General features: G+C 30.7%; 6 protein-coding genes. 1 reads left to right on the top strand and 5 read right to left on the bottom strand.

Features of this window, described 5'->3' with window-relative positions; genetic code table 11:
• Positions 1 to 98 precede the first annotated feature (98 nt).
• The 5 genes from HNR52_RS11725 to HNR52_RS11705 all read right to left on the bottom strand — a co-directional run bounded on the left by HNR52_RS11725 (position 99) and on the right by HNR52_RS11705 (position 5,229).
• Positions 99 to 1,046 carry a PHP domain-containing protein gene (locus HNR52_RS11725; protein WP_435620669.1) on the bottom strand — a complete coding sequence of 316 codons (948 nt, stop codon included), beginning with the start codon at positions 1,044 to 1,046 and terminating at the stop codon, positions 99 to 101.
• 2 nt (positions 1,047 to 1,048) lie between these two features.
• The gene (gene rpiB, locus HNR52_RS11720) at positions 1,049 to 1,516 is read right to left on the bottom strand and encodes a ribose 5-phosphate isomerase B (RefSeq protein WP_435620668.1); all 468 of its coding nucleotides are present in this window, start codon (positions 1,514 to 1,516) and stop codon (positions 1,049 to 1,051) included.
• Between the two features lie 18 nt (positions 1,517 to 1,534).
• Positions 1,535 to 2,476, bottom strand: a complete 942-nt coding sequence (locus HNR52_RS11715) for a transketolase family protein (RefSeq protein WP_435620667.1) — start codon at positions 2,474 to 2,476, stop codon at positions 1,535 to 1,537.
• Complete coding sequence (locus tag HNR52_RS11710) at positions 2,469 to 3,308, bottom strand: transketolase (protein WP_435620666.1); 840 nt, start codon at positions 3,306 to 3,308, stop codon at positions 2,469 to 2,471. Before HNR52_RS11710 ends, HNR52_RS11715 begins: the two co-directional genes overlap by 8 nt.
• A gap of 184 nt (positions 3,309 to 3,492) precedes the next feature.
• Positions 3,493 to 5,229, bottom strand: a complete 1,737-nt coding sequence (locus HNR52_RS11705; RefSeq protein WP_435620665.1) for a sigma-54 interaction domain-containing protein — start codon at positions 5,227 to 5,229, stop codon at positions 3,493 to 3,495.
• A 192-nt stretch (positions 5,230 to 5,421) separates the two neighbouring features.
• Between HNR52_RS11705 and HNR52_RS11700 the strand changes: the two genes are divergently transcribed.
• Entirely contained in the window at positions 5,422 to 6,522 is a 1,101-nt protein-coding gene (locus tag HNR52_RS11700) for a transposase (protein WP_435620664.1), read from the top strand.
• Positions 6,523 to 7,791 lie beyond the last annotated feature (1,269 nt).

Raw genomic sequence — 7,791 nt, 5'->3', positions numbered from 1 at the left:
ATTATACCAAAAATGGAGATCTCATGCTATTTTATAGCCAAATAATATTGAATTATCAAGGTACAGAGCTACTTTTATAAGTGCGAAGTTTGAGTTATTCAAATAAAATATTCTCTGATTCTATTAAATTCTTCATAGCTAATTCCCGCTTCTCCAATATATCTAGGATTTTTAACACCCCTTTTCCCATCATCATGATAATCAGAACCACCTGTAAAAATTTTTACTTTTCCTTTATAATTCCCCTTAATATAATTTTCTATTTCTTCACTGCTTAAATTTCCCTTATAGCTAGTCTTAGAATACGTATAGCGAGCTTCAATGCCATCAAGACCATGTTCAATCAAGCGATTTATATACTCATCCCTTGTATAGCTTCTTCCATCTGGATATTTTATTTTTTCATCAATTAAAAAAGGATGTGCTAAAACTGCAGTTCCACCGCAATCTTTAATAAGTTTGATTGCATCGAAAGGATCTATTTTTATTCTTTTAATATTCAATTTTGGGTTATCTCTCACTAATAATTTTGCCTCTTGCCAAGTACTAGTATAGCCTTTTTTTGCTATGACTTCAAATATATGTTTTCTTTGAACATCTTCTTTTTTTCTATATTTAATACTTCCATCTTCATCTACATACTGTAATACATCTTTTTCATAGTCTATTGATATACCATTTTCAGTTAACAGTTTACATAAATCTCGGTATGCATTTATTTTACTTTCTTTTTCTCGTTCAACCTCTTCTTTAACCAATGGATTATCCCAATCAAGTTTGTAACCTAAAATATGAACATCATCAACATAAGTATCACAAGAAAATTCATATCCTAAAACAAGTTCAATTCCCTTACTTGCGGCATAATTTACAGTTGATATCTTTTTATTATCAACGCTTATATAAATAGGTGGTTCAATATCATGATCTGTAATTGCAACTACTTTCATGCCACATTCTGTAGCTTTATCTATAAATTCCCGTGGTGTATCATTACCATCTGATCTAATCGTATGACAATGCAAGTCACAATCATATCTATACATACTTAGGCCCCTTCTTTTTCAAATTTACGGAATTTCCTATCTACATTATTTATCTTATCTACTTTTCTTATTGAACGACCTCCTTGGAACTCTGATTCCAACCAAACATCAACTAACTTCTTAGCAAGTTCGACACCTATTACTAATGCTCCCATTGTCATTATTTGCGCATTATTGCTTTTTCTAGCCCTCTCAGCAGAATATATATCATGACATTGTGCCGCTCTTACGCCAGGAACTTTATTTGCTGTTATAGCCATTCCTATTCCAGTTCCACATATAAGAATGCCTCTTTCAAATTCACTATTAGCAATTCTTTGGGCAACACTTAATGCAATATCAGGATAATCTACAGGATTTTTATCATATACTCCTGCATCTACTACTTCAATGCCCTTATTTGTGAGATGATTTTTTATTATCTCTTTTAAATCATATCCTAACTCGTCTGATCCTATTATTATTTTCATAGCTATTAATTCCTCCAATCAGTTATTTTTTAAAAATTCAGAAATATTGTATGCTATGCCTACATCATCTAGCATAAAATTTTTCTTTAATAATTCCTCTGTACCTGCAGTTCCAAATCTATCCTTTACTCCAAGCCTTAAAAGTTTTACATTATTACAATTTTCAGAAATAAGCTCTGCTACCGCACTGCCTAAACCTCCTATGACATTGTGATCTTCAACAGTTACAATTAAATTTACTTTTAATGCTAAATCCAAAATAAGCTCTTTATCTAAAGGTCTTATCGAAGCCATATCAATAACAGTTGCTTCTATTTTTTCACCTTTTAAAATATTTGCTGCGCTTAATGAATCGTACACAGCACCGCCACTGCAAATAATTGCTACATTGCTACCTCTCCTGAGAATATTACCCTTACCAATTTTATAACTCTCCATTTTTTCATACACTTGAGGTTCCTTTCCTTTACCCCTTAATCTTAAATATACAGAACCATTGTAGTCAAACATGGCCTTGGTCGCTGCAAATGTCTCTTCATAGTCGGCTGGATCTATTATAACAATATTTGGTATTGATCTTATGGCTGCGACATCTTCTAATGCCACATGAGTATATCCAAGCCATTCAGAAGAAAAACCAGCATCTGTTCCTACAATTTTTACATTTAAGTTTTGACCAGCTATATCAACTCTAATCTGCTCCGCAGCTCTAAATGCTAGAAAATTAGCATATGCAGTTACTACTGGAATCTTACCTGATAATGCCAACCCTGCAGCAATCCCTACCATAGACTGCTCTGCTATTCCTACATTTAAACTTCTATTCTTGTATAAATTGGGGAATTCTCCATACCTAGACTGTGAATCTGCTGCAATTGTTACTATATTTTCATGATTTTTGCTGATTTCAAATAATGCATCGATAAAAGCTTCCCTTGTAGATCTTTTATTATCAGTCATTGCTTAATTCCTCCAATCCCAAATCATTCTTAAGAGCATTATATTGCTCTTTTGTCAAAACCTTATGATGCCACTCTATCTTGTTTTCCGCAACTGGAAGACCCTTCCCCTTTATTGTATTTGCAATTATAACAGTGGGCTTTCCATCTTCATATGGCGTTGCATTTAAAGAAGATATTAAATCATTTATGTCATGCCCATTTATTACTTTTGTGGCCCATCCAAAAGCTTTCCATTTTTCCTCAAGAGGTTCCAATTGACTTATATTTTCAGTAAGATCTCCAAGTTGTAGCTTGTTTCTATCTACGATGACAATTAGATTATCAACCTTATGCTTTGCTGCTATAATTGCTGCTTCCCAATTAGTCCCTTCTTCTAATTCGCCATCACCTGTAATTACAAAAACTCTATAATTTTTGTTATCAATCTTCGCAGCCAAAGCCATACCAATAGCCAATGGTATACCATGACCTAAAGAACCCGTATTCGCCTCAATTCCAAGCAACTTTATTTCGGGATGACCAGGTAACATGGTATCATATTTATTTGCAAAGTCTCTCAATAAATTTCGATCGAAGTATCCTACTTGTGACAATATTGAATATAGTGCTAAACATCCATGTCCCTTGCTTAAGATAAATCTATCTCTTAAAGGCCAATGAGGGTTTTTAGGATCATAAACCATTATCTTTTTATACAAAGTTGCTAAAATGTCTGCAATAGAAAGTGCTGGTGCCAAATGTCCAAAATCAGCTCTTGTACTCATCCAAATGCAATCTTTCCTAATTTGTTCTGCTGTTTTTTTTATTTCATCAATATCAATATTAGCCACTTTAAACCCTCCAAAATTTCATAATTTAAACTCACATAAGTCTTCATTGCAAAATTCATGCCAAATAAAAAAAGATCTATAAAACTCTTTATAGATCTTGATTTTAGCAATTTATATAAATCACAAGTTAATGCAATTTTACATTTTAAAAAAAGTTATAATGCATAATTGCATCAAATTAAATCTAATTTACAATATCTCTATACTTTTGTAATTTTCTAACTATTGTTGATTGATCTACATCTAACACTTTAGCAGCTTTATACGTACTGCCACTTTCATCAAGTGCCTTTTTTATAAGCTGATATTCTAAAAGTGCAGAAGCTTTCTTTAATGGCATTAATTTAGAAACGTATATTCCATCTAACGAATTAGAATTTTCTTTTATGTTTGTCAATTCTGAAGGCAAATCACTGTTTCTAATGAAATTACTCTCTGAAATTATTACAGCACGTTCTACTACATTTTCAAGTTCTCTGACATTTCCTGGCCAATCATATTTTATAAAAGTTTCAATAACTTCATTAGTTATTTGCTTTGAAAAAGAATACTTTTTATTATACATATCTAAAAAATAATACGTAAGCACAGGTATATCTTCTAACCTTTCCCTCAAAGGTGGTATTGTGATAGGGATAACATTTAAACGATAATATAAGTCTTCTCTAAATTTGCCTTCATCTACTAACTTCTTTAAATCCTTATTAGTAGCTGCAATTATTCTCACATCAACTTTTCTCGGCTTTATACCACCAACCCGCATAAATTCCCTTTCTTGTAACACTCTCAACAGCTTGACCTGCAGTAATAATGGCAATTCTCCAATCTCATCAAGTAATAAAGTACCCTTATCTGCAATTTCAAATAATCCAGGTTTTCCCTCAGAGCGAGCACCTGTAAAAGCACCATTTTCATAACCAAACAATTCTGCTTCTAATAGATTTTCTGGAATTGAACCACAATTAATTTTAACAAATGGTCCACCACTTCTATTACTTATATTATGAATATATTTACATATTACTTCTTTTCCTACACCAGTCTCTCCATATATTAACAATGTTGAATCTACTGGTGCCACCTTTTTGACTAATTCTAATACCTTTTCCATAGCTTTACTTTTATAAACTAAGTTGCTATCTCGTGTTTGCTCAATTCTCAATGCCACAAGTTCATGCTCATACCTTTGCAAAAGATCTCTAGTTTTATTTAAATCATTTTTTAGTTTTTCTTCATTTGTTATGTCTTTTGAAATACTTACAACTCGAACAATATTGTTATTATCATCAAATACAGGCATTGCAGTCACTAATAGTCTTTTGCCTGATTTTGTTTTTTGCGTTAATGTTACAGGCTTTTTTTCTTCTATAACTATACGGGTTGCAGAAGGAAAATACATGCCACTTTTCTCTAACTCATTCACACTCTTTCCAACAAGTTCTTCCGGCTTTAGTCCATATATTTTTTTACACGAAGAACTAAGTCTAACTTTTATTCCTGAGCCATCAGAAATACATACCATATCATCTGAACAAGCCATAAAAGCATCTAGATCTGTTTTTATCGAATTATAGCTTTCCATAAGGTTTCCATATTTTTTATTTAAATACTTTATCACTTCACGACTAGTTATAATACCAATTTTATTTCCCTTATCATCATTGACAATTATTATATTATGATTCCATTCATCAATATCTATTGAAATTAAATTATTCAAATTTTGAAATATAATGGTCGAAAAAAATATTATATACTTTCTTCCTAAGTGACAATAATATATTTTTTCTATCTCACCTTTATTGTTTTCTATTAATATATAATCAAAAGAATATACTTTTTCGCTAACATGGTCTAAAGTATTTGTAGATTTTATTACTAAGATATTATGATTCATAACATCTTCTATGTTTAATTTCATACAAATGCACCACCTCTTTTATGGTATTATCATAGACTTGTGCATATTCAAAAGCCTTGATTTAAGCTATTTCCTAGATATGCTTTTTTCTTATCACCCTAAAAATTTTTATCTGATATGTAGGATTCCCTACCTTTTTTGTTGAATTATAGTATTATAAGCATCATTAAACATTAAAGGAGGAAAGCCTACATGTACCAGCTTCAACAAGTTTTAAACCTCATAGACCTTTTTACTTCTCAACCTAAAATTGATTTTTATACTTCTTTATTTAGTAATCTTGATTTGTCTCACATTCCTGAATTCCCGCCTTCTAAATTTGGCCCTATAGGCTATTATCGCCATACTCTCTTAAGCTTAATTGTTATGAAAGCTGAGAAATTCGGTGAGATTTCTGATCTCATTGATTATCTTAATAATAATCTTATTATTGCTCACCTCTGCGGTTTTGATATTACTAAAAAGTTGCCCTCTTATTGGACTTTTGACCGTTTCCTTAAAAATTTTGATCATCAATATTTGTCTTATGTTATGCAGAGTCAAGTTAATATTCTTAAGGATTTCGGCCTTATTTCTGGTGAATCTATTTCTTTGGATTCTACTCCTATTAAGGCTAATACTAAGTTCAATAATCCTAAGTGTTTTTCTAAAAATAAATTCTCTAAAGATAATCAGCCTAAGTCTGACAAGGATTGTAGACTTGGTGTTCATACTGCTTCTAATGATTCTTCTAATAAAAATTTTGAATTTTATTGGGGATATAAAAACCATATTATTATTGATTCTTTGTCTGGTCTTCCTATTGCTGAAGTAACCACTCCTGCTAATATCCCCGATTTTGATGCTGCAATCCCTCTTTTATCTGAAACCAACAATTGGTTTAATCTTGAAGGTGTCAATTTTATTGCTGACAAAGGCTATGATGTTAAGAAAGTCTATAGTTTTGTGAGAGACACCCTCCATGGTCATTGTTTTATTCCTCTTAATAAGAGAGGCTCTAAAACGCATAAATTGACTGATGATGGTCATGTTGTCTGTGATGCAGGTATTCCAATGATTAAATATGGCAAAGAGTATTTTGATGGTTTTATTAAGCAAAAACATCGTTGTAAATACTATAAATCAAAAGATGATTCTCTTTGCCCGTGCCATCATCCCAAATACTTCAATGGCAAAAATTACAGAGGTTGCATTAAATATACTTCTATATCTACTGATTACAGGTCTTCAATCGATAGAAATTCTATACATTTCAAATCTAAATATAAATTAAGGACCGAATCAGAAAGATAAATTTAGCTGGAAAGCTTTAAACCTTGAAAGAGCATATGTTAGAAATATTAATTCTGTAAGTAATTTGAATACTTTTGGCCATATCACTTTATTAACTCTTGCTATAACTGCTTATAAAGCTGGTAATATTGACAAAACTAAATCTCTTGATGGTTTAAAGCGTACAGCTTAATTTTATATTTTAGTGTTTATCAATTTTTACCATCAATTATCTACAGAATTTTTATGCCCTTTTTTAGCTCTCATTTTTTTCTTTTATTTAGTTTTAAATGTTCAAGTATATTTTTTAGCCTCTATCATTTACATAACCTACCTATGCCGGTTTTTATTTTTGATCGATTTTTTAATTATGCTCATATCTAGTATTATCAAAAATCTTTATCATTTTTAAACTATTTTTAATCCACTCCATCCTCATATAATATGATTTGTATCAATCAAAAAGGTTGATCTTTAACAATATTACAAAGTTTAATTGAACCTAGATAATTAAATAATCAGTTATTTAGTTTAAAAATTTCATCTATCAAGTCAACTTGATACTTATGCATACATCGCATAGTTAATCCATATGTTTTGGAAGATGGGTTGTCAAGCCAGAACAAAGTGACATTTTAGGCTTGACTACTCATCGACCAAACATATAATCCTCACTGCGATGTATGCTAGATTGCTGCTTTTTGTATTGTATTACACACATTCCCTCTTTCTTCTTTAGGTTGTCTCTGTTACATGCAAAAGAGTATGCTGATTTCTACTACAAGAAGTACAATAAGATTACCAAACATTAACATAAAAGAGCTCTTGTCTTAACAACATAAAAATTTGTAAGACTGATCTTTGCCTCTAAAAAATACTACTTGACATTACACCGTTTGTCTTTTAATTTATTTTACCACTTTTCAAATTGAATTAAAATAGAAAAGAAATTTTGAATTAGCATCAAGCATTTGTTGAAGAATTTTTTTCTAAACATATCATTCATTATATTTGCCAAATCAAAAGACTAGTTTTTTCACTTTATCCAGTCAACAAACAAAACTATTACAATTTTTCTTTATATATGTTAAAATTATTTATAGATATCATTTGCTGAAATAAAAGTAGTTTAGATTTTATGATGTGTAAAGCCGTAATAATTTTGAAATTCACGTTTTTGCAAAAATCTATTATTTAACTCAAACTTCGCACTTATAAAAGTAGCTCTGTACCTTGATAATTCAATATTATTTGGCTATAAAATAGCATGAGACCTCCATTTTTGGTATA

It is taken from the genome of Thermoanaerobacterium thermosulfurigenes, assembly GCF_051201035.1.
GTDB classification, from domain to species: domain Bacteria; phylum Bacillota; class Thermoanaerobacteria; order Thermoanaerobacterales; family Thermoanaerobacteraceae; genus Thermoanaerobacterium; species Thermoanaerobacterium thermosulfurigenes.
The sequence above is the reverse complement of the archived record's forward strand: the minus strand, read 5'-3'. Positions and strand labels throughout refer to the sequence as shown.

What these genes read in the sequence shown, in the direction of transcription:
- HNR52_RS11705 (WP_435620665.1), bottom strand. Translation starts at nt 5,229, where the DNA reads ATGAAATTAAACATAGAAGATGTTATGAATCATAATATCTTAGTAATA.
- HNR52_RS11700 (WP_435620664.1), top strand. Translation starts at nt 5,422, where the DNA reads ATGTACCAGCTTCAACAAGTTTTAAACCTCATAGACCTTTTTACTTCT.
- HNR52_RS11715 (WP_435620667.1), bottom strand. Translation starts at nt 2,476, where the DNA reads ATGACTGATAATAAAAGATCTACAAGGGAAGCTTTTATCGATGCATTA.
- HNR52_RS11725 (WP_435620669.1), bottom strand. Translation starts at nt 1,046, where the DNA reads ATGTATAGATATGATTGTGACTTGCATTGTCATACGATTAGATCAGAT.
- rpiB (WP_435620668.1), bottom strand. Translation starts at nt 1,516, where the DNA reads ATGAAAATAATAATAGGATCAGACGAGTTAGGATATGATTTAAAAGAG.